Annotated in this window: 22 protein-coding genes; 17 read left to right on the forward strand and 5 right to left on the reverse strand. The window is 62.5% G+C overall.

Translation table 11 applies throughout. The annotated features are described in order from the left end of the window. Positions 1-22 precede the first annotated feature (22 nt). The 3 genes from pncB (at position 23) to HWE01_RS03695 (ending at position 3,787) form a co-directional block, all read left to right on the forward strand. Positions 23-1,198, forward strand: a complete 1,176-nt coding sequence (pncB, locus tag HWE01_RS03685) for a nicotinate phosphoribosyltransferase (RefSeq protein ID WP_008327420.1) — start codon at positions 23-25, stop codon at positions 1,196-1,198. Between the two features lie 149 nt (positions 1,199-1,347). Beyond that, positions 1,348-2,760: a sodium:proton antiporter gene (locus HWE01_RS03690; protein WP_502798414.1), complete on the forward strand. Its 1,413-nt coding sequence runs from the start codon at positions 1,348-1,350 to the stop codon at positions 2,758-2,760. Positions 2,761-2,806: 46 nt separating this feature from the next. After that, a complete protein-coding gene (locus HWE01_RS03695) occupies positions 2,807-3,787 on the forward strand; it encodes a 2-hydroxyacid dehydrogenase (RefSeq protein ID WP_175343162.1) in 981 nt (326 codons plus the stop codon). Between the two features lie 110 nt (positions 3,788-3,897). On the opposite strand, the gene HWE01_RS03700 is transcribed toward HWE01_RS03695, so the two are convergent. Together HWE01_RS03700 and HWE01_RS03705 are read right to left on the reverse strand one after the other, a co-directional pair. After that, positions 3,898-4,155, reverse strand: a complete 258-nt coding sequence (locus HWE01_RS03700; protein WP_008327426.1) for an acyl-CoA-binding protein — start codon at positions 4,153-4,155, stop codon at positions 3,898-3,900. 18 nt (positions 4,156-4,173) lie between these two features. Next, entirely contained in the window at positions 4,174-4,530 is a 357-nt protein-coding gene (locus HWE01_RS03705; RefSeq protein WP_008327428.1) for an FKBP-type peptidyl-prolyl cis-trans isomerase, read from the reverse strand. A 366-nt stretch (positions 4,531-4,896) separates the two neighbouring features. On the opposite strand from HWE01_RS03705, the gene HWE01_RS03710 reads away from it, so the two are divergent. The 5 genes from HWE01_RS03710 (at position 4,897) to HWE01_RS03730 (ending at position 9,574) form a co-directional block, all read left to right on the forward strand. Continuing rightward, positions 4,897-5,880 carry a YVTN family beta-propeller repeat protein gene (locus HWE01_RS03710; RefSeq protein ID WP_034350116.1) on the forward strand — a complete coding sequence of 328 codons (984 nt, stop codon included), beginning with the start codon at positions 4,897-4,899 and terminating at the stop codon, positions 5,878-5,880. A gap of 28 nt (positions 5,881-5,908) precedes the next feature. Next, positions 5,909-6,730: a polysaccharide deacetylase family protein gene (locus HWE01_RS03715; protein ID WP_008327430.1), complete on the forward strand. Its 822-nt coding sequence runs from the start codon at positions 5,909-5,911 to the stop codon at positions 6,728-6,730. An 81-nt stretch (positions 6,731-6,811) separates the two neighbouring features. After that, positions 6,812-7,798 carry a sterol desaturase family protein gene (locus tag HWE01_RS03720; RefSeq protein ID WP_241821175.1) on the forward strand — a complete coding sequence of 329 codons (987 nt, stop codon included), beginning with the start codon at positions 6,812-6,814 and terminating at the stop codon, positions 7,796-7,798. After that, positions 7,798-8,643, forward strand: coding sequence for an EI24 domain-containing protein (locus HWE01_RS03725; protein WP_008327432.1), 846 nt, complete (start codon positions 7,798-7,800; stop codon positions 8,641-8,643). Before HWE01_RS03720 ends, HWE01_RS03725 begins: the two co-directional genes overlap by 1 nt. A gap of 124 nt (positions 8,644-8,767) precedes the next feature. Beyond that, a complete protein-coding gene (locus HWE01_RS03730) occupies positions 8,768-9,574 on the forward strand; it encodes a competence/damage-inducible protein A (protein WP_008327433.1) in 807 nt (268 codons plus the stop codon). A gap of 86 nt (positions 9,575-9,660) precedes the next feature. Here the strand turns inward: HWE01_RS03730 and HWE01_RS03735 are convergent, their stop codons facing one another. After that, the gene (locus tag HWE01_RS03735) at positions 9,661-10,224 is read right to left on the reverse strand and encodes a phasin family protein (RefSeq protein WP_008327434.1); all 564 of its coding nucleotides are present in this window, start codon (positions 10,222-10,224) and stop codon (positions 9,661-9,663) included. Positions 10,225-10,584: 360 nt separating this feature from the next. Here HWE01_RS03735 and HWE01_RS03740 point away from each other — a divergent pair, with 360 nt between their 5' ends. Together HWE01_RS03740 and HWE01_RS03745 are read left to right on the forward strand one after the other, a co-directional pair. After that, positions 10,585-11,517 (forward strand): histone deacetylase family protein, encoded by a 933-nt coding sequence (locus HWE01_RS03740; RefSeq protein WP_175343163.1) that lies wholly within the window; start codon positions 10,585-10,587, stop codon positions 11,515-11,517. A gap of 43 nt (positions 11,518-11,560) precedes the next feature. Next, entirely contained in the window at positions 11,561-12,460 is a 900-nt protein-coding gene (locus tag HWE01_RS03745; protein ID WP_034350122.1) for a DMT family transporter, read from the forward strand. Positions 12,461-12,476: 16 nt separating this feature from the next. Here HWE01_RS03745 and HWE01_RS03750 read toward each other — a convergent pair whose 3' ends face one another. Then, entirely contained in the window at positions 12,477-13,277 is an 801-nt protein-coding gene (locus tag HWE01_RS03750) for a helix-turn-helix transcriptional regulator (RefSeq protein WP_241821118.1), read from the reverse strand. 129 nt (positions 13,278-13,406) lie between these two features. Here HWE01_RS03750 and HWE01_RS03755 point away from each other — a divergent pair, with 129 nt between their 5' ends. Together HWE01_RS03755 and pbpG are read left to right on the forward strand one after the other, a co-directional pair. Then, positions 13,407-14,168 carry a class I SAM-dependent methyltransferase gene (locus tag HWE01_RS03755; protein WP_008327440.1) on the forward strand — a complete coding sequence of 254 codons (762 nt, stop codon included), beginning with the start codon at positions 13,407-13,409 and terminating at the stop codon, positions 14,166-14,168. A 416-nt stretch (positions 14,169-14,584) separates the two neighbouring features. Then, positions 14,585-15,685, forward strand: a complete 1,101-nt coding sequence (gene pbpG, locus HWE01_RS03760) for a D-alanyl-D-alanine endopeptidase (protein WP_008327441.1) — start codon at positions 14,585-14,587, stop codon at positions 15,683-15,685. A 111-nt stretch (positions 15,686-15,796) separates the two neighbouring features. On the opposite strand, the gene HWE01_RS03765 is transcribed toward pbpG, so the two are convergent. Continuing rightward, complete coding sequence (locus HWE01_RS03765) at positions 15,797-16,582, reverse strand: IclR family transcriptional regulator (RefSeq protein ID WP_008327443.1); 786 nt, start codon at positions 16,580-16,582, stop codon at positions 15,797-15,799. 331 nt (positions 16,583-16,913) lie between these two features. Here HWE01_RS03765 and HWE01_RS03770 point away from each other — a divergent pair, with 331 nt between their 5' ends. The 5 genes from HWE01_RS03770 (at position 16,914) to ssuC (ending at position 21,818) form a co-directional block, all read left to right on the forward strand. Next, complete coding sequence (locus HWE01_RS03770; protein WP_008327445.1) at positions 16,914-17,927, forward strand: sulfate ABC transporter substrate-binding protein; 1,014 nt, start codon at positions 16,914-16,916, stop codon at positions 17,925-17,927. 63 nt (positions 17,928-17,990) lie between these two features. Then, positions 17,991-18,587, forward strand: a complete 597-nt coding sequence (gene ssuE / locus HWE01_RS03775; RefSeq protein WP_241821119.1) for an NADPH-dependent FMN reductase — start codon at positions 17,991-17,993, stop codon at positions 18,585-18,587. A gap of 122 nt (positions 18,588-18,709) precedes the next feature. Next, a complete protein-coding gene (locus tag HWE01_RS03780; protein WP_241821120.1) occupies positions 18,710-19,693 on the forward strand; it encodes a sulfonate ABC transporter substrate-binding protein in 984 nt (327 codons plus the stop codon). Between the two features lie 105 nt (positions 19,694-19,798). Then, on the forward strand, positions 19,799-20,965 hold the full coding sequence (gene ssuD, locus HWE01_RS03785) for an FMNH2-dependent alkanesulfonate monooxygenase (RefSeq protein WP_241821121.1): 1,167 nt from the start codon (positions 19,799-19,801) through the stop codon (positions 20,963-20,965). Between the two features lie 7 nt (positions 20,966-20,972). After that, on the forward strand, positions 20,973-21,818 hold the full coding sequence (gene ssuC / locus HWE01_RS03790) for an aliphatic sulfonate ABC transporter permease SsuC (protein WP_008327462.1): 846 nt from the start codon (positions 20,973-20,975) through the stop codon (positions 21,816-21,818). The last annotated feature ends 16 nt before the right edge of the window (positions 21,819-21,834 follow it).

Genomic DNA, 21,834 nt, shown 5'->3' on the forward strand with positions numbered 1-21,834 from the left:
GGCCTGTCCGCATCCGGACTTCATGATCATCACATCCCTACTCGACACCGACCTGTACAAATTCACGATGATGCAGGTGGTTCTGCATCACTTCCCCGGCGCCCAGGTCGAATACAAGTTCAAATGCCGCAACGAGCACATCGATCTGACCCCTTACGTCGACGAGATCCGTGCGGAGATCGCCGCACTCTGCCGGCTGCGCTTCAAGGAAGAGGAACTGAACTATCTGCGCGGCCTGCGCTTCATCAAGAGCGACTTCGTCGATTTCCTCGACCTGTTCCACCTGAACGAAAAGTACATCACCGTCCAGCCTGATCCGGCCGGCAATGGCGAGATCGACATCCAGGTCAAGGGGCCGTGGCTGCACACCATCATGTTCGAGGTGCCGGTGCTGGCCATCGTCAATGAAGTGTATTTCCGCGCCACCCAGCGTTCGCCGGACCTGGAAGAGGGCAGGGCGCGCCTGCGCAAGAAGATGTCGGTCATCACCGATGACCCCGAGCTGGCCGGCTGCAAGATTGCCGACTATGGCACCCGCCGCCGCTTCTCGCGCAGCTGGCATGCCGAAGTCATCGACGAGATGAAGCAGCACATGGGGAGCCACTTCGCTGGCACCTCCAACGTGATGTACGCCATGCAGCACGACCTGACCCCGCTGGGCACCATGGCCCACGAATACCTGCAGGCCTGCCAGGCGCTGGGGCCGCGCCTGCGCGATTCGCAGACCTTCGCCTTCGAGATGTGGGCGCGCGAGTATCGCGGCGACCTCGGCATTACGCTCTCGGACGTTTATGGCATGGATGCCTTCCTGCGCGACTACGACATGTACTTTTGCAAGCTCTTCGATGGTGCGCGCCATGATTCGGGCGATCCCTTCGAATGGGGCGAGCGCCTGATCCAGCACTATCGCGACAATCGCGTCGACCCTTCCAGCAAGGTGCTGGTGTTCTCTGACAGCCTGGATTTCGACAAGGTGCGCGCGCTCTACCTGCGCTTCAAGGATCGCGCCAAGGTGGCCTTCGGCGTGGGGACCAATCTGACCAATGACCTCGGTTATACGCCCTTGCAGGTCGTCATGAAGATGGTTCGCTGCAACGGCCAGCCGGTGGCCAAGTTGTCCGATACGCCGTCCAAGAACATGTGCGACGACCCGGCCTATGTGAATTATCTGCGCCAGGTGTTCCAGATCAAGGCTTGACCGGATTTGAACGATACCTGAAAGTTTTTCCACTCGGGCGTTTTTGCGCGCGCGCGGCAGGTCGGCTGCTATAGTGTGACTCCTCGGGATGGCCTGCGCCGGCAGCTGCCCCGAAGAGTTTATTCATCTGCATCCCATCAGGACCACATTTGCTGACACGACCGACTGCCCCCGCCCTCTTTGCCATCGTGGCTGCGCTGCTTCCCCTGCCGGGATGGAGTGCCGAGCTGGATGGTGCCGTTCTCTCGCTGGCCTGGGCCTTGCCCTTTGCCGGTGTCCTGCTGTCCATTGCCGTGCTGCCGTTGCTGGCACCGCGTTTGTGGCATCGCCATTTCGGCAAGGTCGCCGCAGCCTGGGCGCTGGCCTTCCTGCTGCCCTTTGCCGCCGCGCACGGTGCGCATGCGGCGCTGGCCATCAGCGTGCATGCACTGGTGGCGGAATATCTGCCCTTCATCATCCTGTTGACGGCGCTGTTCACCGTGGCCGGTGGCATCTGCGTGCGCGGCAACCTGCATGGCACGCCCGCCTTGAATACGGGATTGCTGGCGCTGGGCACGCTGCTGGCCAGCATCATGGGGACCACGGGCGCGGCCATGCTGCTCATCCGCCCGCTCATCCGCGCCAATGATGACCGCAAGCACACCGTCCACGTGGTGGTGTTCTTCATCTTCCTGGTCGCCAATGCCGGCGGCTCGCTCACGCCGCTGGGTGATCCGCCGTTGTTCCTGGGCTTCCTCAAGGGGGTCGATTTCTTCTGGACCGCGCGCCACCTGCTGGGGCCGATGGCCTTCCTGTGCGGCGCGCTGCTGCTGGTGTTCTACCTGCTGGACCGCCATTTCTACCTCAACCGCGAAGAGCGTCGCCCGCTCGATCCCACGCCCGACTCGGCGCTGCAGCTGGAGGGCAAGCTCAATTTCCTGCTGCTGGGGGCCGTGGTCGGCCTGGTGCTCATGAGCGGCCTGTGGAAACCGGGCGTGGCCACCGAATTGCTGGGCACGCCGCTGGAATGGCAGAACCTGCTGCGCGATGGCGCCTTGCTGGTGGTGATTCTGCTTTCGCTATGGCTGACGCCGAAGACGGCACGCAGCGGCAATGAATTCGGCTGGGGACCGATGCTGGAAGTGGGCAAGCTCTTTGCCGCCATCTTTCTGACCATCGCCCCGGTGATCGCCATGCTGCGCGCGGGCGAGCACGGCGCCTTTGCCGCCGTGGTACGCGCCGTCACGGGGCCTGACGGCAAGCCGGACGATGTGATGTACTTCTGGATGACAGGCTTGCTGTCGTCTTTCCTGGACAATGCGCCGACCTACCTGGTGTTCTTCAACACTGCCTCCGGCGATGCACGGGAACTGATGGGGCCGCTGGCCTCGACGCTGGCGGCCATCTCCGCCGGCGCGGTCTTCATGGGGGCCAACAGCTACATCGGCAATGCGCCCAACATGATGGTCAAGGCCATCGCCGAGGAGCGCGGCATTCGCATGCCCAGCTTCTTCGGCTACATGGCGTGGTCGGCGGGCATCCTGGTGCCGCTGTTCATCGTCATGAGCTTCCTGTTCTTCTGAGTGTTTCACCCCTTCCGATAACGAAAACCAGACCACGAGACCCCGCATGAAACCCAAGATCTTCGTCGCCCGCGCCGTCTTCCCTGAAGTCCTGGCCCGCCTGGAACAGCACTTCGAGGTCGAATCCAACCAGGATGACCGCATCTACACTGCCGATGAGCTGCTGGCCAAGGCCCGCGGCAAGGATGGCCTCTTCACCACCCCCAGCGAACCGGTGACGGCTGCGCTCTTCGCTGCCAATCCACAACTGAAGGCGGTCTGCAACATGGCCGTGGGTTACAACAATATCGATGTGGCTGCCGCCACCCAGGCCGGCGTCATGGCCACCAATACGCCCGATGTATTGAATGAAACCACTGCCGACTTCGGCTGGGCGCTGATGATGGCGGCGGCGCGCCGCATCACCGAATCCGAGCACTTCCTGCGCGCCGGCCAGTGGAAGAAGTGGAGCTATGACAGTTTCGTCGGCCCCGACATCCACGGCGCCACGCTGGGCATCATCGGCATGGGCCGTATCGGCCAGGCCATCGCCCGCCGTTCGCTGGGCTTCGACATGCAGGTGCTGTACCACAACCGTTCCCGCCTGACCCCCGAGCTGGAAGCGCGCGCCAACAACGCCCGCTACGTCAGCAAGGAAGAATTGCTGCAACAGGCCGACCACGTGGTACTGGTGCTGCCCTACTCGAAGCAGACGCATCACACCATCGCCGCCCCCGAGCTGGCCTTGATGAAACCGACCGCCACGCTCACCAACATCGCGCGCGGCGGCATCGTCGATGACGCGGCACTGATCGCCGCCCTGCGCGAAGGCCGCATCGCGGCGGCCGGGGTGGATGTGTTCGAGAATGAACCGGCGTTCAAGCCCGAATTCCTCACCCTGAGCAACGTCGTGCTGACTCCGCACATTGCCAGCGCCTCCACGCCCACGCGCCTGGCCATGGCCAATTGTGCGGCCGACAACCTGATTGCGGCGCTGTCGGGCCAGCGTCCGCCCAATCTGCTCAATCCCGACGTGGCTGCGCGCTGATGCGGCCAGCAAGCCCGGCCCTGAAGCAAAACGGGCGCACCTGATCCCAGGTGCGCCCGTTTCTTCTTCGGCAGACGGAGCCTCTGGAGGAGGCCGCCGTCGTGACCGCATCAACCCTTCAGTTCATTGAAGATGTCGATGTATTCCTGCTGCGCCTGGGCCTGTGGCTTGCCCTTGAGCGCGGCCCAGGCGTCGAACTTGGCGCGGGCCACAAAGTCGGTCATGCCGGGGCGTTCGCCCTGGACGTCGCCATTGCTGCCCTGCTTGTAGAGACCGTACATCTTCAGCAGGGTCATGTTGTCGGGACGCTCGGGCAGGGTCTTGGATTCTGCGACGGCGGCTTCGAACTGTTCTTGCAGGGTGCTCATGTCTCTCCTCCCTCAGGCTCAGACGGCCAGCAGTTCGACTTCGAAGATCAGGGTAGCATTCGGGGGAATCACACCACCTGCGCCACGGGCGCCATAGCCCAGGCCGGCCGGAATGATGAGCTTGCGGATACCGCCAACCTTCATGCCCTGAACGCCTTCATCCCAGCCCTTGATGACGTGGCCGGCACCCAGCGGGAACGCGAACGGGTCATTGCGGTCCTTGCTGGAGTCAAACTTGCTGCCGGCACTGCCGTCTGCATTTTGCAGCCAGCCGGTGTAGTGCACGCTGACGTGGCTGCCGGCCTTGGCTTCATCGCCAGCGCCAACGTTGATTTCTTCATATTGCAGCCCGGAAGCTGTCGTGATCGTGGACATCGGTTTCCTTTCGGTGAGGGGATGGGTTGGCAGCCGGATCGTCCGTATCCTGACCGAAACTGACGACGCAGGATGTCCACCGGAAACATCTTGCGCACCAGCTCGTGCATCAGGTGCCGCAGGCGTGCTGCGACTGGCTTTCAGGCCGCCCCGGCGCGTCATGCGACCGGATCGGCAGGCAGTGTAAACCAAAAATCTAGAAATTTTTCATATTGCCTCAGTGGGCTGTCAGCGGGAACGTGTCAGCCAGCGTTAAGAGCCGAGGACGTGCCCTGTGGCCTGTTCACACTTGATCTGCGAGATGTGCAGATCAAGTGTGAACAGGCCCTATCACGATAGATCAGGCATTTTTGAGTAAAGTTCGTCATGTTGCGTCGATTCAGCCAACTTTTATCCCTTTCCTTCCGCGCAGCATGCGTCTCGGCGATCTTGGCCGTGTCGGCCCATGCCAACGTGGTGGTGGTGCTCAATTCCGGTGACGCATCGGTGTCGCTGCTGGACGAAACCGGCGAGAAGGAGTTGTCGACCTTCTCTGTGGGCAAGGAACCGCACCACCTGATGGCCACCCCGGACAACAAGTCGCTGATCGTGGCCAGCGCCACCGGCAACCAGCTCTTGTTCCTCGATCCCAGGACCGGTGCGGTGCAGCGCAAGCTGCGCGACATCATCGATCCCTACCAGATCGGCTTCAGCCCCGACCAGAAGTGGTTCGTCGCCACCGGCCTGCGCCTGGACCGTGTCGATGTCTACAGCTATGACGGCCACGATCTGAAGCTGTCCAGGCGCATCCCGCTGGCCCGGACCCCCAGCCACATCGCCTTTGACAATGCCAGCACTACCGCCTTCGTGACCCAGCAGGGCAGCGACCAGATCAGCGCCATCGACCTGGCCACCCAGCAGGTCAAGTGGACCATGCCGGTAGGCAAGCTGCCGGCCGGCATCATCATGACCCCCGACAACAAGTACCTGATGGTGGGCATCATGGGCAGCGACTATGTCGAGGTGATCGACTGGCGCACCCAGAAGATGGTCAAGAAGATCAAGACCGGCGTCGGCGCCCACAACTTCCGTGGCCAGGGTGACAAGCGCTACGTCTATGTTTCCAACCGCGTGGCCAATACCATCAGCGTGGTCGACATGACGACGCTGGAAAACGTCGGCACCATCAAGGTCCCCGGGGGGCCGGACTGCATGGAAGTGACCGCCGATGGCAAGACCATGTGGACCACCCTGCGTTGGAGCAAGAAGGTCGCCGTGATCGACCTGGCCAGCCGCTCGGTGACCAAGGTGATTCCGGTGGGCCGCTCGCCGCACGGCATCTACCTCTACAACCGCGCCCCGGACCTGTAATGCCTTGTTCACCCAGGAGGACCGACCGATGACGCTGCGTCCTGTCAATCCCTCCCTGCGCGGCCTGTTCCTCTTCGCCATCCTGGCGGCAGGGCAGGCCGTTGCGCAACCGGCAAGCCCGCAAGTGCCCGCCTGCAAGGGCAGGATCTATCTCACCTTCGATACCGGCAGCCAGTCCCAGGCCGAGCTGATCGAGCAGACCCTGCTGCGCCACCATATCAAGGCCACCTTCTTCCTCGCCAACGAGAAGACCATCCACGGCGACTATTCCCTAGACCCTGCCTGGGCGCCCTTGTGGAAGCGGTTGGTGGCCGAGGGAAACGCCTTCGGTACACATACCTTCGACCATGTCTACGTGCTGCGCGACCTGCCCGAAGGCCGCATCGAGGTGCGACCGCAATTCGGTGCCCAGGCCGGCAAGAAGCTACAGTGGACGCCGGCCCAGTATTGCGAGGAAATGAAGCGCGTCGACCAGCGTTTCCAGCAACTGACCGGCCACAAGCTCGATCCGCTCTGGCGGGCGCCCGGGGGACGGCTGACGCCCAACCTGCTCAAGGCCGGACAGGCCTGCGGCTATGCCCACGTGGCCTGGGCCCCGGCCGGTTTTTCGGGCGATGAACTGCCCAGCGACAGGTTTCCCAACGAGATGCTGTTGAAGAAAGCGCTCGCCGGACTCAAGGATGGTGATATCTTCCTGGCCCATATGGGCATCTGGTCGCGCCAGGATCCGTGGGCGCCAGCCGTGCTGGAGCCGCTCATCAGCGGGCTGGAGCAGAAGGGGTTCTGCTTTGCCACCCTGCGCGATCATCCGTCCTACCGACATCTGTTTGCCGCCGCCAAGGAACACTGAGCCCGCACGTCAGTCCAAGCCGGCGCCGGCCCAGGGGAGGGGAGCTGCTGTCGGCACCGTCTTACCGAATCCATGCTATCCATGATCCAGACCATTTCCGACCTCTTTGCCACCGTCCAGGGCTGGCTCTTCGAGACCCTGGTACAACCGCTGGTGTTCTTCACCGGCATGGGCGAATTCGTCGAGGAAGCCTTCACCGGCACCGAATTCGTCCTGGTGGGCATCTGTGAACTGGTGATCCTGTTCCTGATTCTGCGCCCGCTGGAGTCCATGATCCCGGTCCATCCCATCACCGACCCGCGCGCGCGCTGGAACGATTTCATCTACACCGTGCTGCAGCGCCTGGGCATCATTCCCATCCTCGCCTTCCTGCTGCTGGATCCGACGCTGTCCTATCTTCAGGACGCCCTGCACCTGGAAGGCTGGGGCACTTTCAATCTCGACCAGATCTGGCCTGGCGTGACCGATCGCGCCCTGGTCAGCTTCCTGCTCTACATGGTGGTGCTGGACCTGTTTGAATACCTCTACCACCGGGCCCAGCACAATGTGCGCTGGATGTGGGCGCTGCATAGCCTGCACCACAGCCAGCAGAACATGAACCTGTGGAGCGACGACCGCAACCATATGCTGGACAACCTGGTGCACGACATCATCTTCGGTCTCATCGCCCTGGTGATTGGTGTGGAACCCTCGCAGTACATCCTGCTCATCTCGCTCTCGCGCATGCTGCAAAGCCTGCAGCATGCCAACGTGCGCATCCACTTCGGCCGCCTGGGCGAATACCTGCTGGTGTCGCCGCGCTTCCATCGCACCCATCACGCCATCGGTGTGGGGCATGAAAGCCGGGGCCGCAACTCCTTGGGCGGACACAACTTCGGGGTGCTGTTGTCGATCTGGGATCTGCTCTTCCGTACCGCCCATTTCAGCCAGAGCTTCGCCATGACCGGCGTGCGCGACCAGCTGCCGCCACCGGCCGGCAAGGGCCGCGACTACGGACGCGGCTTCTGGGCACAGCAGTGGCTGGGCTTGAAACGCCTGGTCGAACTGACCCGCAGGAAGCCCCGCTGATGCGTCTTTTCATCGCCTCCTTCGGGCGCGCCCTGCTGGCGCAGCTGCATATCCGCATGCTCTGGCTGACGGCGCTCCCCTTCGTGGTTTCGTTGGGTCTGTGGGCGGTGTGCCTGTGGCTGGGGCTGCAACCCATCATCGACTGGCTGCAAGGCTACTTCGTCTCGCATGGCATGTTCGGCGAGATCGGCGGCATGCTGGCCTGGTTCGGCATGGGGGCGCTCAAGACGGTGCTGGTGCCATTGCTGGCCATGTGGACGCTGCTGCCCCTGATGATCCTTACCGCCCTGGTATTCGTGGGCCTGTTCACCATCCCGGCCATCGCCCGCCATATCGGTACCCGCCACTATCCCATGCTGGACAAGCGCCATGGCGGCAGCGTAGCCGGCAGTCTCTGGACTTCGCTGTGGTGCTTCGCCGTTTTCACGGTGCTGTGGCTGGCCACGATCTGGGTATTCCTGATCCCGCCGCTGGCCTTCGTGATCCATTCCCTGCTGTGGGGCTGGCTGACCTATCGGGTGATGGCCTATGACACCCTGGCCGACTACGCCAGCACCGAAGAACGGCGTGCCGTGCTGCACCTGCATCGCTGGCCGCTGCTGGCCGTGGGCACCATCGCCGGTGCGCTCGGCGCGGCGCCCACGCTGCTGTGGCTGGGCGGGGTGCTGTCGGTGATTCTGCTGCCCGCGCTGGCGGCGGTGGCGATCTGGCTGTATGTGGTGGTGTTCGTCTTCACCGGCTTGTGGTTCCAGTTCTACTGCCTGGAAGCGCTGCTGCGCTACCGCAGCGGCCAGGCGCCCGATGCTCCAGCGCAGGTGGACGTCATCGATGTGACGCCACGTTGACGCCACCTTGACCCTGGTTTGATGGCGTCTGCCTGAGACGAAGGCGGGGCAGGGCGATCCGTCCGCGGCCTGAATCGGGCATAATCGCCGCAGTGTTTCATCAACCTTTCGGGCAGACAGACTCATGGCATTCGGACTCATCATCATCGGCGACGAGATCCTCTCGGGCCGCCGTATTGACAAGCATTTTCCCAAGGTCCTGGAGTTGCTCGGCCAGCGCGGACTGCAACTGTCCTGGGCCGAGTACCTCGGCGACGACCCCGAGCGCATCACCGCCACCTTGAAGCGCACCCTGGCCAGTGGCGACGTGGTGTTCTGCACCGGCGGCATCGGTGCCACGCCCGACGACCATACCCGCCAGTGTGCCGCGGCGGCGCTGGGCGTACCGGTGGTCCTGCACCCCGAGGCCAGGGAGAAGATCCAGGAGCGCATCGCCGACATGGGCCGCGAAGCCGGCACCACGCCCGACTTCAATGCCCCCGACAACCTGCACCGTCTCAAGATGGGTGAATTCCCGCAGGGCGCCTCCATCATTCCCAACCCCTACAACAAGATCCCCGGTTTCTGGCTCAACAACACCAGCGGCACCGGCGCGCACTATTTTGCACCGGGCTTCCCGGTGATGGCCTGGCCGATGTTCGAATGGGTACTGGAAACCTATTACGCCGACCAGTTCCACCGCCAGGCCTGGGCCGAGCGCTCCATGCTGGTGTTCGAGGCGATGGAGTCGACCCTGACGCCACTGATGGAAGCCATCGAGGCGCAATTCCCGCTGGTGAAGGTGTTCAGCCTGCCGCACGTGGGCGACAACCAGACCCGCCGCCACATCGACCTGGGCGTCAAGGGGGACCCGTCCCAGGTGGAGCCGGCTTTCGAGACGATGCAGGAAGGCTTGCGCGCGCTGCGTGCCGAATTCCAGATCAGCAACTGAGGCGACGGCAAGCGCGGGTGAAGACGCAGGTCAAAAAAATGCCCCGGCCAGACCGGGGCATTGCTTTCTGCGGGCGAACCCGAAGATTACTTCTTGGCAGCGCGGGTCACCTTGGCACCGGCCTGGGACATCTGTTCCACGGCATTGGTGACGTTGGCTTCCATCACTTCGGCAGCCTGCTTGGCGTTCTTGGTGAACTGTTCGTAGCCGGCGCTCATGTTGCCGATGGCCGACTTGAACATGGAGATGGCCTGCTCGGAACCAGCCGGGGCGTTCTTGGCCACTTCGTCGATCATCGCCACGACCTTGCGGTTGACTTCGGCGATCTGGGCTTCGGCAGCCTTGGTCAGTTCAGCCTGGGTGCTGGAGAAGATACCGCTGAGGTGACGGCCATAGGCGACCGACTTTTCCAGCGTCGGCTGGGCGTGCGAGCTGGTCAGAGTGAAAAATTCCTGCGGATCCTTGGCCGAAAACAGCTTCTGGGCTGCGGCCTGGCTTTCTTCGAGCGAGGACTTGGCCGCCTTCAGGTTCAGGTCCACCAGTTTTTCCATGCCTTCAAAGGTCTTGCTTGCCAGCTGGCTGAACAAAGCGATTTGCGCTTCAGCGTTGGCTTTGGCAGCAGCGGAAAATTGCTCGGTGTAGGTCGTCATGTTGAAACATCCTTCTCGTTGATGGGTTGATGACAAGGCAGCGACAGTGATTGCTTACGGACCGATCAGTGTTGAAAGGTGGATCTCCGATGTAATTTCTTGTTTGAATATGATGCGATGCACAAACGGATTCTAGTTCAATCGTGCATAAAGTCAAACGTTTCATCGCGCGGGAATCACGAAAAGCGCTTCAAAATTGATCCAAGTCTAATCAAGGACTTAGCGCATTTTTGAGGATTTTCTGAAAAGAGATGCCATTCCGGACTACCTTTTGCGTTGCAGCATCAAAAGCAGTTATCGTTCCGCGTCGCGCAATCGTTTGCGCTGCGCAGCAAGCGTTCTTGTTGCGGTGCGGCAAGCATGAAAACAAGATGGGAAAAAATTGTGAAGGCTTACTACAGTGATCACTTCGTTTTGCCCTTGCCACCGGGGCACCGCTTCCCGATGGTGAAGTATCGGATGATCCGTGAGGGCGCGGCGGCAGCCGTACCGGATCTGGATTTTCACGAAGCCCAGCCTGCCAGTGATGGCGAACTGGCGCTGGCGCACCATCCTGACTATATCGCCCGTGCCAGTGCTGGCCAACTCACATCTGCCGAGCAGCGCGAGATTGGCTTCCCCTGGTCACCGCAGATGGTGGAACGCTCGCGCCGGTCTTCCGGCGCCACCATCGCCGCCTGCCGCGCCGCCTTCAGCGAGGGCCTGGCCGTCAACCTGGCTGGCGGCACCCATCATGCCTATGCCGATCATGGCGCCGGTTTCTGCGTCTTCAACGACGCTGCCATCGCGGCCCGACTGATGCAGGCTGAACGTCGTGCCGCGCGCGTAGCCATTGTCGATCTGGACGTGCACCAGGGTAATGGCACCGCCTCGATACTCGCGCGCGATGAATCCGTATTCACCTTGTCGCTGCACGGACAGAACAATTATCCATTCGAGAAAGAGCAGAGCGATCTCGACGTGGCCCTGCCCGACGGCGTGGGCGACGCCGATTACCTGCAAGCCCTGCGCCTGGCCCTGCATACGCTGCAACAGCGCTTCGCGCCGCAGTTGCTGATCTACCTGGCCGGCGCGGACCCGCACGAGGGGGATCGTCTGGGCAAGATGAAACTGAGCCTGGCGGGCCTGGCGGCGCGGGACGAAACTGTCTTCGGCTACGCCCACGAGCACAAAATCCCGGTTGCGGTTACGATGGCGGGCGGTTACGGAAGAGATATCGAACAGACCGTGGCCGTCCATATACAAACGATAAGACTCGCCAGCCTCCATGCCGCCCGCTGGAGCGAACGATGAGATGACCCGGGCGCACCGGCGTGCGCCCGCTGATGGAAAAGAAATGATGCAATCCGCCGCCGGTGCCCGCCGGCCTCGCCAGCTCCTGATGAGCCTGGTGCCCTTGTTGTTCGTGCTGATCTGGAGTACCGGCTTCATCGTGGCCAAGTTCGGCCTGCCGTATGCGCCACCGCTGACCTTCCTGCTGCTGCGCTTTACCGGTGTGCTGGTCGTGCTGCTGCCGCTGGTACTGCTGTTTCGCGCCCCCTGGCCGCATGGTCGGATCCGCCATGTCGCCGTGGCCGGCGTGCTGCTGCAGGCCGGTTACCTGGCCGGTGTCTGGTGTGCCATCAAGATCGGCATGCCGGCCGGCCTGTCGGCTCTGATCGTCGGCCTGCAACCCATCCTGACCGCGTTCGCCGCCCCCTTGCTGGGCGAATCGGTGCGCGGTCGGCAGTGGGTCGGCCTGGCCCTGGGGCTGTGCGGGGTGGGACTGGTGGTGGCCAACAAGATTTCCCTGATCGGCCTGTCCACCGCCAGCATTGCGCTGTGCGTGTTCGCCTTGCTGTGCATCACCGCCGGTACGCTGTACCAGAAACGCTATTGCTCGCACTTCGATCTGCGCACCGGCACCGTGATCCAGTTCATGGCCTCCATCGTGGTGGTGCTGCCCTTTGCCGTGGCCATCGAAGGGTTGGACTGGCACCTCGGCAACGTCCACTGGACCCCGCAATTCATCGGCGCACTGCTGTGGTCGATCCTGGCGCTGTCCATTGGCGCCATCTTCCTGCTGTTCGCGCTGATCCGCCGCAGTGCCGCCACCAGCGTCACCAGTCTGCTGTACCTGACGCCGCCGACCACGGCCATCATGGCCTGGCTGATGTTTGGCGAAGCCTTCAGCCTCATCGGCGCGCTGGGCATGCTGGTGGGCGTGATCGGCGTGGCCTTCGTGGTCCGCAAGTAGGCAGCTCGGGCCTGCTTCAGTCGGCGCTGGCCGGCATCAGCGTCACCAGCTTCAGCTCCGGTCGGTTGGTGACGCGGAAATTGACCTGGTGATAGCGCAGCTCCCCCAGTTGCGGATGTTGGAAGTGGCGCTCGCCGCCTTCGCGCTCGACCACATCCTGCAGATGCCAGGCCCGCTGGAAGAGCGGGCAGGTCGCCGACAACTCCGTCACCAGCGCCAGCAGTTCCGGATCATCCAGCAGGCTGGCGCTGTCGGCCCGAAATTCCGCCACCAGGCGTCGCGCCCGCTGTTCCCATTGCACCGTCAAGCTACGTGCGGCCGGGCTGGAGAACATGAAGCGCAGCAGGTTGGGCGGCTTTTCCCGGCCATCCAGCCAGCCCGTGAAGAGCTTGCGGGCGGCCGGATTCCAGGCCACCGCATTGCAGTAGCGATCCAGCAGATAGGCGGGGGTGCGGAACTGGCTGACCACCTCCAGGATTTCCGGCGCTACCACCGTGGCCGCCTGCTGCTCCGGCAAGGCCGGATCTTTCTTGCCCGCCAGTTCAAACAGATAGGCACGCTTGGCGCGTGGCAGGTGCAGTGCATCGGCGATGCGCGCCAGTGCCTGGGGCGAGACCGAATCGGTGCGTCCCTGCTCGATCCAGGTGTACCAGGTCACGCTGATGCCGCACAGTTGTGCCACTTCCTCGCGCCGCAGACCCGGTGTGCGGCGGCGGCCATGGGCCAGGTGCGGCAGGCCGGCCTGGGCCGGAGCGGTCTGTTCGCGCTGGGATTTGAGAAAGTCGCCGAGGGCGCGGCGGGCGAGATCGGGTTCCATGAGGCGGGTAGGGTGGTGGTCGGGGTAATAGTATAAATGCTTCACTTGTAACAGGATAAGAAATCGCTAGACTGGCGATTCCTCCACAGCACAGCTGTGTTTTCCTTCATATCGCCCCGGAGCCCCGCCATGCGCAGCCATCAGCAAGTCGTCACCGAACAGTTCGGCACTACCGCCGCCGCCTATCTCACCAGCAGCGTCCACGCCCAGGGCGCGGACCTGCAGGAACTGGCGCAGATCGCCGCTTCCCTGCCGGGCGCACGGGTGCTGGATTTGGGTTGCGGTGGCGGCCACGCCAGTTTTGCCGTGGCGCCGGTGGTGGAGAAGGTGATTGCCTATGACCTGTCCGAAGAGATGCTGGCCGTCGTCGCCACCGCGGCCGCCGAGCGCGGCCTGGACAATCTGGCGGTACGCCAGGGTAGCGCCGACCGCCTGGATTTTCCCGATGCCAGTTTCGACCTGGTTTGCACCCGCTTCTCGGCCCACCATTGGCGTCAGTTGCCGCAGGCCCTGGATGAAGTGCTGCGCGTGCTCAAGCCGGGCGGACGCTTCATCGTCATCGATACCGCCGCCCCGGCCGATGTCCTGGCCGATACCTATGTGCAGGCCATCGAGCTGCTGCGCGATACCTCCCACGTCCGCAATATCAGCCTCCACTCCTGGCGCAAGCTGCTGGTGGCCGCCGGTTTTGCCGTCACCAGCGACAAGACCTGGAAGCTGCGCCTGGAATTCGACTCCTGGGTGGCCCGCATGCGCACTCCGCAAGACCATATCACCGCCATCCGCGCGCTCTGGCAGGCCGCTCCGGCTGAAGTGAAGGACTATTTCGCGCTGGACCAGGCCTGTTCCTTCTCCATCGACGTGGCCATGCTGGATGTGCGCAAGCCCTGATCAACCGACCTCTGCCGACGCTCCGCCCGGCCCCTGGCCGATGCAGGCGGGGCGTCAACGTCAGGTGACATTCCCCCGTTATCCGTTCACTCCAGAACATCGTAAAGCGAATATCTGGGACAGCTATTGCCGTCTGTTATCGCGATTGTGACAAGCAGCTGACAGCTACACTGGCGGCCAATTCGTTTCGTTGGCCTGGGAATTGCTTGATAAAAATCGAAAAATATCGAGCACCAACCCGGCAAAATTGCAGGAAAATCCCGAAAAAGTGTGGGGCACCGTATCGGTCGCGGAGATAGAAACGCGTTTAAAAAAATGCGCTAACGTCTTAATTCTCTTGCGAAAAATCTGCATTTTGCTACACTGCCAACGTTTCTCTTGTGTACTTTCAGGGTAAATTGGGGGGAGTTCCACCTATGATCAAATCAGCGCTGGCCATTTTCACATCACTACTGTTCATCCACGCTGGTTTGGCACCTGCCGCCGCCCAGACGGTCAACAATGCCGCCCGGAAAGCGCCGGCCAAGAAAGTCGTCGCCAAGCGCCCGGCCCAGGCGGTCAGCAAGACGGTGGCCAAGGGCTCCCTGAACAGCCGCGAAAAACTGGTTCGCAAGGTCAGTGTGGTCAAGGGCAAGCGTCATATCAGCTACCAGCGTGTCTCGGCCGCGCCTTCGGTGCCGGTGGTGCCGCCGGTGATGACGGCGGGCGACCTGGCCGGGCTGAACCTCACCCCTGATCCCTTGGCCCTGCGCTCCAATGTCGCTCTGGTGATCGACGAGGCGAGTTCGCAAGTCCTGTTCGAGAAGAATTCTTCAGTCGCCCTGCCCATCGCCTCGGTCACCAAGCTGATGACGGCACTGGTGGTGGTGGAAGCGCGCCAGAACATGGAAGAAGTGCTCACCGTCACCGATGACGATGTCGACCGTGAGAAGCACAGCAGCTCGCGCCTGCGCGTGGGGGCCACCCTCAGCCGCGACGACATGCTGCATATTGCCCTGATGAGTTCCGAAAACCGTGCCGCCTCGGCCCTGGGACGCAACTATCCGGGCGGCCTGCCGGCCTTCGTGGCGGCGATGAATGCCAAGGCGCGTTCGCTGGGCATGATGGATACCCATTACGTCGATTCGACCGGCCTGTCCAGCCAGAACGTGGCCAGCGCCCGCGACCTGGCCAAGCTGGTGGTGGCGGCGTATCACTATCCGATCATCCGCCAGTACTCCACCGATCCCAAGTACATGGTCGAGCCCAGCGGCCACGCCATGCAGTACAACAGCTCCAACCGCCTGACCTCCAACAAGGAGTGGGACATCGGCCTGCAAAAGACCGGTTTCATCAACGAAGCCGGTCACTGCCTGGTGATGTACACCCGTATCGAGGGACGTCCCATCGTGATGGTATTCCTGGACTCCAAGGGCCGCCTGTCTCACGTGGGCGATGCCACGCGCATGCGCAAGTGGCTGGTGGAAGACCAGCCCAACCTGACCCGCGTAAAAATGGTACGGGCCGACGAGGGTTAATTTCTGCTTCCGTTTTCCCAATAAAAAAGCGAACCCGCGGGTTCGCTTTTTTTATACTCTTTCATTCCCTTCATTCCCTTCATTCTCTTCCATTAGCTGCAGCATGAAGCTTCAGTCGCGTTCCTGGCGATACCCCAGCGCCGACGAAATCTGGCTGGCCGTGCTCACCAGGTCATCCACCCATTCATCCTGCAGGCGGTCGGCCGGTGCCGAGATCGACAGGCCCGCCACCAGCTTGCCGCTGTCGTCGCAGATGCCGGCGGCCATGCAGCGCACGCCCAGCTCCAGTTCCTCGTTGTCGCGCGCGTAGCCGAGCGCGCGCACCATCGACAGTTCGCGCTCCAGCTTGCTCAGATCGGTGATGGAATTCTTGTTGTGCCCGGCCAGCCCGGTACGGGTGGCATAGGCGCGCACGTTCTTGGGATCATCCACCGACAGAAACAGCTTGCCGGTCGAGGTCAGGTGCAGCGGCGCCCGGCCACCGATGGCGCGCACCACCTGCATGCCGGAACGTTCAGAAAAGGAGCGATCGATATATACGATTTCGTCCGCCTGGCGCACCGACAGGTTGATCGTCTGGTGCGTCTTGCGATGCAGCGCGCGCATGAAGTCCAGCGCCGCCTCGCGCACCGACAGCCGGCTCTTGACGATATTGCCCAGCTCCAGCAGGCGCATGCCCAGCCGATAGGTACCCGGCTCGACGCGATCAACGAAACGCTTGACCACCAGATCGTTGAGGATGCGGTGCGCCGTCGACGGATGCAGATCGGTCGCCGCCGACAATTCCTTCAGACTGACCGGGTCGGGATACTCCGCCAGCGCGTCGAGCAGCGAGACCATGCGCTCGATGACCTGGATGGAAATGTGTTCTGTCTCGCCTGCAGCTTCTTTTTTCATGGCGCGGCCTGGTGCGTTGCAATATGACGGTTATACCACAATGTGAAAAGAACAAAAAGTCCGAGCGTGCTTTTCTTGAATGACGGGAGCTTCACCCGGAACATCGATCCCCCCGCAAAGTGGCGCCGGACGGGGAGGGTGGGATGGTGGTATTTCCGCACGCTCGTCCCGGTACGCAAGGCTTGGGCGAGATGGATCGGTGGTCTTGTTGCTGCGCCCTGATCTTTCATATCTGTTTTGTGCATATCGAGAGAAGAAAGTATTCGTTCTTTTTGGTCAGCCGGCTCATTAACCTGTGTTCTCCAAAACAACAGAACATGCGGGAACGGATATGCTCAAGAAGATCATCAAATCGGTCGCCGCCGCCCTGGTGCTGGCACAAGCCGCACACGTGGCACAGGCGGCCGATATTTCGCTGCTCAATGTCTCCTACGACCCGACGCGCGAACTCTATGCCGACTACAACAAGGCTTTCGCCAAGTACTGGAAGCAAAAGACCGGTGACAACGTCACCATCAAGGCTTCCCACGGGGGCTCGGGCAAGCAGGGCCGTTCGGTGATCGACGGCATCGATGCCGACGTGGTGACGCTGGCGCTGGCCTACGACATCGACGAAATCTCGGAAAAGGCCAAGCTGCTGCCGGCCGACTGGCAAAAGCGCCTGCCGCACAACAGCTCGCCCTATACCTCCACCATCGTGTTCCTGGTGCGCAAGGGCAACCCCAAGGGCATCAAGGACTGGGACGACCTGATCAAGCCAGGTGTGTCCGTCATCACCCCCAACCCCAAGACCTCGGGCGGCGCCCGCTGGAATTATCTGGCGGCCTGGGCCTATGCCAAGCGCAAGGGCGGTAGCGACGACGCTGCCCGCGACTACATCGCCAAGCTCTTCAAGAATGTTCCGGTGCTGGATTCGGGCGCTCGCGGCGCCACCATCACCTTTGTCGAACGCGGCATCGGCGACGTGCTGCTGGCCTGGGAAAACGAAGCCCTGATCTCCCTGAAGGAATGGGGGCCCGACAAGTTCGATATCGTCGCGCCCTCCCTTTCCATCCTGACCGAGCCGCCGGTGGCGGTGGTGGACAAGGTGGCCGACCGGCGCGGTACCCGCAAGGTAGCCGAAGAATACCTGAAGTACCTGTACTCGGACGCGGGCCAGGAGATCATCGCCAGGAACTACTACCGTCCCATCGATCCCAAGATCGCTGCCAAGTACGCTGCGCAATTCCCGAAGCTGAATCTGGTGACCATCGACAAGGAGTTCGGCGGCTGGCAGAAGGCGCAGAAGACGCACTTCGCCGATGGCGGCACCTTCGACCAGCTCTACGCGCCCAACAAGAAGTGACCTGAACCTGCAAGAGGGACCGGCCTGGCCGGTTCCATCTACCCCTCAGCACAAGCACACGACATGAGCATCCTGTTACTGGCCGGCAGCCCCTCTGCCCCCTCCCGTTCCACCCGTCTGCTGCACCACGTCGGCGACAAGCTGGCCCGGCGCGGCCACCGCTACGCCCGCCTGGACGTGCGCGATCTGCCGGGGCAGGCCATCCTGCGCGCCGACTGGAACGATGCCCATATCCAGGCCGCGCTGGCCACTGTCGAAGAAGCTTCCGCCGTCGTGGTGGCCACCCCGGTCTACAAGGCGGCCTACAGCGGCATCCTGAAAGCCTTCCTGGATTTGCTGCCGCAGTTCGGGCTGACCAACAAGCTGGTATTGCCCCTGGCCACCGGCGGCAGCCAGTCGCACATGCTGGCGCTGGATTATGCGCTGCGCCCGGTGCTGTCGTCGCTGAACCCCCGGCACGTGCTGCCCAGCATCTACGCTACCGAGGTGCAAGTGAGCTGGAGTGAAGAAAAAGGTCTGGTGCTGGACGCTCCCATCGAAGCCCGCGTCAATGAGGGCGTGGAGCAGTTGTCGGCCAGCCTGTCGGCTCTGCATCAGGTCGCACCTGAAGAATTTGGCGAGATTCCCTTCTCGCAGCTGCAATACAGCGTCTCTTACTAAGTAAGTAACTAATAACTAACTAACTAACGAACGAACTCACGGCCCCTGCGCCTGGCAAGACCGCCGGCTGGTATGGCGGAAGGGCCGCGCTACGTCCAAACATCTGGAATCAGGAGAAAAACGTGTCCGCCAACAAGAAAAAGAGCATCCAACTTTCCCGTCGCCGCTCGCTGGGGCAACTGTCCGCCATCGCCCTGGGCGCGTTGACCATCGGCCTGGGCAGCAGCCCGGTACAGGCGCAGCAAACCAGGCTGCTGCGCATCGGCTATCAGAAGGCAGCCAATACCCTGGTGCTGTTGAAAGCCCATGGCGCGCTGGAAAAGCGCCTGCAAGTACTGGGCGTGGAAGTGAAATGGGCCGAGTTCACGGCCGGTCCGCAATTGCTGGAAGCCTTGAACGTCGGTTCGGTCGATTTCGGCTATGTCGGTGAAGCCCCGCCGATCTTCGCCCAGGCCGCCGGTGCCGACTTCGTCTACACCGCCTATGAAATCCCGACCCCGGAGGCCGAGGCACTGCTGGTCCCCAAGAATTCCTCCATCCAGAGCGTGGCCGAACTCAAGGGCAAGAAGGTCGCCTTCAACAAGGGTTCCGACGTGCACTGGCTGGTGGTGGCCTTGCTCAAGAAGGCCGGTCTGCAATACGGCGATATCGAGCCGGTTTATCTGGCGCCGGCCGATGCCCGCGCCGCCTTCGAGCGCGGTGCGGTGGATGCCTGGGCGATCTGGGATCCGTTCCAGGCCGCTGCCGAAAAACAGATCGGCGCACGCCGCCTGGCCAGTGGCGCGGGGGTGGTCAGTCATCATCAGTTCTTCCTGAGTGCGCGTCCGTTCGCGGTCAGGAACCTGCAGGTGCAAAAGATCCTGCTGGAAGAAGTGACCCGCGAAGGGGAATGGGTGCGTACTCACACCGCCGAGGCGGCGGCCCAGCTCGCCCCGATCCAGGGCTTGGATGCGGACATCATCGAAACCGGCCTGAAGCGCTACGCCCACATCTACAAACCGGTCGATGCGCAAGTGCTGGCCGAGCAGCAGAAGATCGCCGATGCCTTCTATCAGCTCAGGCTGATCCCCAAGCCGCTCAAGGTCAGTGATGCCGTCCTCAAATGATCTGCAGTTTTAAATTATTTAAATAATGTAAATAATTTAAATAATTTGAACAATTAAAATAATTTTTATCACACCGGTTGAATTGTCGAAGCACAGGAGTCTTTCATGAACGTTTTCTGGTTTATCCCCACCCACGGCGACAGCCGCTATCTTGGTACTGCCGAAGGGGCGCGCCCGGTCACCCATGACTACATGAAACAGGTCGCCGTGGCCGCCGATACGCTGGGCTACGACGGCGTGCTGCTGCCCACCGGCCGCTCCTGCGAAGACGCCTGGGTGGCCGCGGCCAGCCTGATCGATGCCACCCGGCGCCTGAAATTCCTGGTGGCGGTGCGCCCCGGCCTGACTGCACCTACGCTGTCGGCGCGCATGGCCGCCACCTTCGACCGCCTCTCCAATGGCCGCCTGTTGATCAACGTGGTCACCGGCGGCGATCCGGTGGAGCAGGAGAGTGATGGTGTCTTCGGTAGCCACGCCGAGCGTTATGAAATCTCCGATGAATTTCTCAAGATCTGGCGTGAGGTCCTGAGCAAGACCCATACCGGCGAAGAGACCCATTTCACGGGCAAGCACCTCAGCGTCAAGGGCGCCAAGGCGCTCTATCCGCCGGTGCAGCAACCCTATCCGCCACTGTACTTTGGTGGCTCCTCGGAAGAGGCCATCGACCTGGCCGCCGAGCAGGTTGATGTCTACCTGACCTGGGGCGAACCGCCCGCCGCCGTGGCCGAGAAGATCGCCCGCCTGCGCGAACGCGCCGCCCGGGCAGGGCGCACGCTGCGTTTCGGCATCCGCCTGCACGTCATCGTGCGCGACACCAATGAAGCCGCCTGGCGCGCCGCCGATGAACTCATCAGCCGTCTCGATGACGAGACCATCGCCAAGGCCCAGGCCAACTTTGCCCGCATGGATTCGGAAGGGCAGCGGCGCATGACCGCTCTGCACGGCGGCAGACGCGACAAGCTGGAAGTGAGCCCCAACCTGTGGGCTGGCGTCGGCCTGGTACGCGGCGGTGCCGGCACGGCACTGGTGGGAGACGGCCCGACGGTGGCTGCACGCATGAAGGAATATGCGGATCTCGGTATCGATACCTTCATCCTGTCCGGTTATCCGCACCTGGAAGAATCCTACCGTTTCGCCGAACTGGTGTTCCCGCTGTTGCCGCGTGCCCGGCGCGGGACCCCGACCGGCTACAACCTGACCGGTCCCTTCGGCGAGATCGTCGGCAATACCGAACTGCCCAAGGCCGCGCCGGTGCGCGTGTCGGCCAGCTGAGGTCAGCATGACGAGTGCCTCCGATACCGTACTGCCGGGCGCTGCCAGCGCCGCGCAGCCATCGGCCAAGACCAAGGCCGTCGCCAAGAAATCGCGCCCGCAGCGCGATGCCTGGATTGGCTGGATCCTGCCGCTGCTCTTGCTGGTGGGGTGGGAAATCGCCGCCCAGGCCGGCTGGCTCTCCAGCCGCATCCTGCCCGAACCGTTCGCGGTGCTCAAGGCTGCCTGGCAGCTCTCGGCCACCGGTGAACTGTGGCACCACCTGGCCGTCTCCAGCGCGCGCGCAGCCTCCGGCTTTGCCGTCGGTGCCGGGCTGGGGCTGATCCTGGGACTGCTCTCGGGCAGCCTGCGTTGGGCCGAATTGCTGCTCGATACCACCCTGCAGATGGTGCGCAACATCCCGGCGCTGGCCTTGATTCCGCTGGTGATCCTGTGGTTCGGCATCGATGAAACGGCCAAGCTGTTTCTGGTCGCCGTGGGCGTGTTCTTCCCGGTCTATCTCAATACCTTCCACGGCATCCGCGCGGTGGACCGGGGTTTGATCGAGATGGCGCGCAGCTATGGTCTGTCGGGCTGGCCGCTGTACCGCGACGTGATCCTGCCGGGCGCCTTGCCCTCCATTCTGGTGGGCCTGCGCTTTGCGCTGGGGCTGGTGTGGGTGCTGCTGATCGTGGCCGAGACCATTTCGGCGCAGGCCGGCATCGGCTACATGACCATGAATGCCCGCGAATTCCTGCAGACCGATGTGGTGCTGGTGGGCATCCTGTTGTACGCCCTGCTGGGCAAGCTGGCCGATACCGCGGCGCGGGTGCTGGAGCGCTACTGGCTGCGCTGGCATCCCGGCTACCAATGACATCCCCCATGAACGC

This window comes from Herbaspirillum sp. C7C8, assembly GCF_022627875.1.
In the GTDB taxonomy this organism is placed as follows: Bacteria; Pseudomonadota; Gammaproteobacteria; order Burkholderiales; family Burkholderiaceae_D; genus Herbaspirillum.

Excerpts from the sequence above, each read along its gene's own strand:
- HWE01_RS03695 (WP_175343162.1), top strand. The coding sequence starts at position 2,807 with ATGAAACCCAAGATCTTCGTCGCCCGCGCCGTCTTCCCTGAAGTCCTG.
- HWE01_RS03745 (WP_034350122.1), top strand. The coding sequence starts at position 11,561 with ATGATGCAATCCGCCGCCGGTGCCCGCCGGCCTCGCCAGCTCCTGATG.
- HWE01_RS03740 (WP_175343163.1), top strand. The coding sequence starts at position 10,585 with ATGAAAACAAGATGGGAAAAAATTGTGAAGGCTTACTACAGTGATCAC.
- ssuE (WP_241821119.1), top strand. The coding sequence starts at position 17,991 with ATGAGCATCCTGTTACTGGCCGGCAGCCCCTCTGCCCCCTCCCGTTCC.
- ssuC (WP_008327462.1), top strand. The coding sequence starts at position 20,973 with ATGACGAGTGCCTCCGATACCGTACTGCCGGGCGCTGCCAGCGCCGCG.
- ssuD (WP_241821121.1), top strand. The coding sequence starts at position 19,799 with ATGAACGTTTTCTGGTTTATCCCCACCCACGGCGACAGCCGCTATCTT.
- HWE01_RS03705 (WP_008327428.1), bottom strand. The coding sequence starts at position 4,530 with ATGTCCACGATCACGACAGCTTCCGGGCTGCAATATGAAGAAATCAAC.
- HWE01_RS03710 (WP_034350116.1), top strand. The coding sequence starts at position 4,897 with ATGTTGCGTCGATTCAGCCAACTTTTATCCCTTTCCTTCCGCGCAGCA.
- pncB (WP_008327420.1), top strand. The coding sequence starts at position 23 with ATGATCATCACATCCCTACTCGACACCGACCTGTACAAATTCACGATG.
- HWE01_RS03735 (WP_008327434.1), bottom strand. The coding sequence starts at position 10,224 with ATGACGACCTACACCGAGCAATTTTCCGCTGCTGCCAAAGCCAACGCT.
- HWE01_RS03700 (WP_008327426.1), bottom strand. The coding sequence starts at position 4,155 with ATGAGCACCCTGCAAGAACAGTTCGAAGCCGCCGTCGCAGAATCCAAG.
- pbpG (WP_008327441.1), top strand. The coding sequence starts at position 14,585 with ATGATCAAATCAGCGCTGGCCATTTTCACATCACTACTGTTCATCCAC.
- HWE01_RS03765 (WP_008327443.1), bottom strand. The coding sequence starts at position 16,582 with ATGAAAAAAGAAGCTGCAGGCGAGACAGAACACATTTCCATCCAGGTC.
- HWE01_RS03755 (WP_008327440.1), top strand. The coding sequence starts at position 13,407 with ATGCGCAGCCATCAGCAAGTCGTCACCGAACAGTTCGGCACTACCGCC.
- HWE01_RS03720 (WP_241821175.1), top strand. The coding sequence starts at position 6,812 with ATGATCCAGACCATTTCCGACCTCTTTGCCACCGTCCAGGGCTGGCTC.
- HWE01_RS03750 (WP_241821118.1), bottom strand. The coding sequence starts at position 13,277 with ATGGAACCCGATCTCGCCCGCCGCGCCCTCGGCGACTTTCTCAAATCC.
- HWE01_RS03730 (WP_008327433.1), top strand. The coding sequence starts at position 8,768 with ATGGCATTCGGACTCATCATCATCGGCGACGAGATCCTCTCGGGCCGC.
- HWE01_RS03725 (WP_008327432.1), top strand. The coding sequence starts at position 7,798 with ATGCGTCTTTTCATCGCCTCCTTCGGGCGCGCCCTGCTGGCGCAGCTG.
- HWE01_RS03770 (WP_008327445.1), top strand. The coding sequence starts at position 16,914 with ATGCTCAAGAAGATCATCAAATCGGTCGCCGCCGCCCTGGTGCTGGCA.
- HWE01_RS03715 (WP_008327430.1), top strand. The coding sequence starts at position 5,909 with ATGACGCTGCGTCCTGTCAATCCCTCCCTGCGCGGCCTGTTCCTCTTC.